Origin of the sequence: Legionella sp. km772, from assembly GCF_003989735.1 — a bacterium.
Classification (GTDB): Bacteria; Pseudomonadota; Gammaproteobacteria; order Legionellales; family Legionellaceae; genus Legionella.
Genome location: NZ_RZGQ01000234.1, coordinates 1 through 3,843, shown reverse-complemented (window position 1 = coordinate 3,843; position 3,843 = coordinate 1). Strand labels below are relative to the sequence as shown.

Below are 3,843 nucleotides of genomic sequence, written 5' to 3'. Positions count from 1 at the left end.
AAAAACTCATTTAAATCACTTTGCTATTAAGTACAAATTGATTCTTAGAGCGAACCAGATTGCTTGGCAGGAGCTTAAAAATATGGCAGCTTAAAATTGACCGTGCGTAACATGAGTTAGTCATCAATTGGAGTTATTTTCACAAAATATATTCCAGCCTCATACTCCAAGTACTTCCAATCATCATCATTTCTTACAACAATTAGGTATTAATGGGGCATTAAATTCTAAAATAGTAGAAAGCTTAGTTTCTTTTGCCCGACTAATTTCCTTTTTCGATCAATCTGCTGGGGAGGCAATCGATAATAATGATCATATTCATTTGATGACACTAAACAAGGATATTAATTCGCTCAACGATCATGCCCATTTTATTTCGAACAAAATTAGTTTCTTATTGGATGCGACTTTGGGAATGGTGCAGATTGAACAAAATGCTATTATCAAGATATTTTCCGTTGCGGCCGTTATTTTTTTACCACCAACACTTATAGCCAGCATTTACGGGATGAATTTTCATTTCATCCCCGAACTGTCATGGAGGTATGGCTATATATTCGCTATCGGTTTAATGCTCTTTGCCTCCTGGTTACCTTATAAATACTTTAAATACCGTAAATGGTTATAGCCTAGCAGCTGCAGGAAAGTGATGAATCAATTACTGTCGAGCCAAGCTCGACAGTAATTGGTATCCAGTTTAAAAACGATACGCTAAACGTACAGTGGCAGAATAGAGAAAAGGATAATACGTGTCCGCAGGATTTAATTGAGACTCACCAAATCCAGCAGTATATTCACCGGATAAAGACCCCATTAAGTGCTCACTAATCGGATAAATAAAACCAACCCCAAAGGTTGGGCTAACGCGCCAATCATCCACTATCATATCTTCACGATGTAAATTAGCTATACCTGCACCAGAATACGCCCTTATCTTTGTATCTGGAATAATTAGCATAATTTTGCCCATTATACTTAGCGATTCAGTACTTGAGGTAAACTTAGTTACTCCATCGTGGTTGAAAGTAAATAAACTTAAGGCATCAAAAGCAACCTCTGCATCCGGGTATCTTAAATAATTGGCTTCTATTGCAAAATAGGGACTAAATTCATATCCTGCTAAAAAACCCCAGACACCGCCCCCTTCCTTTACTTCTATAGGGGTCGACATACTCATTGCTACATTCTGATTGCGAGAGCTAGGGACTAAACCATCCCAAGTAGTCGATCCATAGCCCCCGATGATCCCGATATAAGGCGCGTGGGTTTTGACTACATCTTGAGCACTCACATTATCTAGAAGGAATAAACCTAAAAAGAAGATAGAAAAGTAATCGAATTTTTTATTTATCACAATCACCTACTTATTTTTTAGCCCTTTAACCATCAAAGAGCTAAAAATATAAATTAAAAATTATTTACAAGAGTTACCCGTAGAACTGCATAGTCTACCTTGAGAATCCTTCCCTCCTGAGCGATAACAACTCCAGCTATCAATACAATTTTGAGTAGTAGTATCTTTTTGGTATTGACATGCTTTTTGTACTGAACCAAACAAGCCAATCATTCGATTATAAAGGGCATTCATATCTTGACACATTCCAGCAGGTAAACCGGAGGTAGTGCAATGACAAACAGCAGCTACTTTAAATGATGCACAAAATCCAGCATTATTGGTTGGTAATGCCTTAGGACAAGTGCTTGGATCACCGAGCGCTAAAACAATAGTGCTATTTAATAGAAATAAAACTGCAACAAAAATTCTTTTAATCATATTTTTCCCCATAAAAATCTATCAAAATCAATGTACCAGAAAATAAAACAAGCTGCAAAAAACAAACGGCAGAAATGAATTAATTTATTTATTTAATCCAATATGGATAGCTTAATTTAATAGTTTTCCTTACAAAAGGACATTAAGTTGCGCGACATAATGGGGTGACCATAACCATCCACCCCCTACCTCATTCGCAGAATCAATCCTAAAGGAAACAAGTTGCTTTCCTTGCAGAATGAATTCGTTGTCATACAAGGAGGCAAACTCTTGAGTATTTTCGATTAAAGGGCTTAGTAGAAAATGGGCTTTTGCCATCTCCGCTATTAAACGATAGCGTTTTTCGCTCCCATTTCTTAATCGAGCCGTAATGCTAAGTTCAGGCAACTTAAATAAGACCCTAAAAAGTTTCCCGAGCACATTAGGCTCTAACTCTAAGCGCAAAAAAATCATTTGCTGGGAAGTAGGAAGATGAACTGTTTCACCTAAAGAATGAGTTTCCTGAGCGATTTGCTTGAAACTAGGCTTAGCACCTAGCTGCGCTTTATGCAAAAGCAAAAAATCATTAATCCACGTTGCTATTTGATAGTTTTTCAAAAAAATAGGCCAGCTATTTCCATCCTCTAAAGAGGGCCAGCGATTATCAATCGGCTGCATTTTAAAAAAGATATTATCCGGTTTTTGTGGACCCAATAAGTGCTGCTCATTTACCTTAGCCAAAGCAACATTAAAGACGGAATAGCTTTGTAGCACGGGTCGCGGCAACCAAGTGTTACCTGATGCAATAAGATCCGTTTGCTCATAGGAATAAATATCAGATGTCCCCTTCAGTAGCGGAAAAGCATTTTTAATTTTTAAATAACTCATTGACAGCCTAAAATTATTTTTTAACCAGTCCGTGTCATTGAGACGACTAATCCAACCATACCATGCAGTAGCATAAGTAGATTGCATATTTTTGAGCAAATTAAACTGCCGATAATGTCCCTCGATATAAAAGGAGATTATGAAAGCCAAAACCACAAGCGGCGCAAGCCATTTTGAACGAATACAATAAGGAAGCAATAAGACCGCAATCAGTAAAGATGTACCCGCAATAAAAGCATGGCCAAAATGACGGGTAAAACCGGCTTTAAACGAAAGAAAAAGAAAAACAAAAAATAGACTAAATAAAAACAAGGTTAACAATTTTGGCAAAGGAGCTTTACTAACCAGCAACAAAACAAACACTGTTAAAATGAGATAACTTATTACTTCATAACCATTCCCTTGTAGTGACATAGCGTCAGTAAACGAGAGGGCTAAATTTAAAGAGCTCATAAAATAGGGACTCAAATTAGCTAAATGTTGTCCAGCTAATAACCAAAAAAGCAACAAAGACAAGAAAGGGCTGAAAAGGAGGACCGCGCCTAAAAGAAAACGCCGCTTATAAAAAAGCGTCAAGGCACTTAAGCCCGAAATAACCCCACTTATAATAAGGAGAGAGCCTTTAATTAAGGGCAATAAACCTAAAGGGCTCGCTAAGAAAATAAATACACATAAGGCTCTGTAGTTTATTGATTTTTGCTCGCGTTGCACCTCATGAAACACCAGCAGACCAACTAAGAGAGGATAAGAAAAAAATAAGGCATCTTTAGCATAAACTAAGGTTAATAAAAAACCACTAAAAATAAACCTCCACGACCAGGACGCATGTTGCATGAGTAGCAATAAGGCTAAGTAATAAGCACATGCTAAATACAAACTGCCCCAAAGCATCATAGAATCAGTAGCGGGATGATAAAATTTAGTATAAATCGCGGCATAAGGCCCGAGAGTAAAGATGATCTCTTTACCAAAAGCAAGCCCTTGGGCAACTGCTTGATTTAAACCTAAGGCCCAAGAGGGATCAACACCAGGTGCCGGCATTTTAGGAGTCAAGGGTATAAATAAAGGAAAAATAATAACCAACTCATGTTACGCACGGTCAATTTTAAGCTGCCATATTTTTAAGCTCCTGCCAAGCAATCTGGTTCGCTCTAAGAATCAATTTGTACTTAATAGCAAAGTGATTTAAATGAGTTTTTATC

General features: G+C 37.3%; 4 protein-coding genes. 1 reads left to right on the top strand and 3 read right to left on the bottom strand.

Translation table 11 applies throughout. The features are described 5' to 3' along the window. Window positions 1-127 precede the first annotated feature (127 nt). Window positions 128-628, top strand: a complete 501-nt coding sequence (locus ELY15_RS14350; RefSeq protein ID WP_127101217.1) for a CorA family divalent cation transporter — start codon at window positions 128-130, stop codon at window positions 626-628. A gap of 69 nt (window positions 629-697) precedes the next feature. Here ELY15_RS14350 and ELY15_RS14345 read toward each other — a convergent pair whose 3' ends face one another. From ELY15_RS14345 to ELY15_RS14335, 3 genes are all read right to left on the bottom strand, one after another. Beyond that, the gene (locus tag ELY15_RS14345) at window positions 698-1,354 is read right to left on the bottom strand and encodes an outer membrane protein (RefSeq protein ID WP_127101215.1); all 657 of its coding nucleotides are present in this window, start codon (window positions 1,352-1,354) and stop codon (window positions 698-700) included. Window positions 1,355-1,414: 60 nt separating this feature from the next. Further along, window positions 1,415-1,774 carry a hypothetical protein gene (locus ELY15_RS14340; RefSeq protein ID WP_127101213.1) on the bottom strand — a complete coding sequence of 120 codons (360 nt, stop codon included), beginning with the start codon at window positions 1,772-1,774 and terminating at the stop codon, window positions 1,415-1,417. Between the two features lie 129 nt (window positions 1,775-1,903). Beyond that, complete coding sequence (locus tag ELY15_RS14335) at window positions 1,904-3,682, bottom strand: hypothetical protein (RefSeq protein ID WP_127101211.1); 1,779 nt, start codon at window positions 3,680-3,682, stop codon at window positions 1,904-1,906. Window positions 3,683-3,843: the final 161 nt, after the last annotated feature.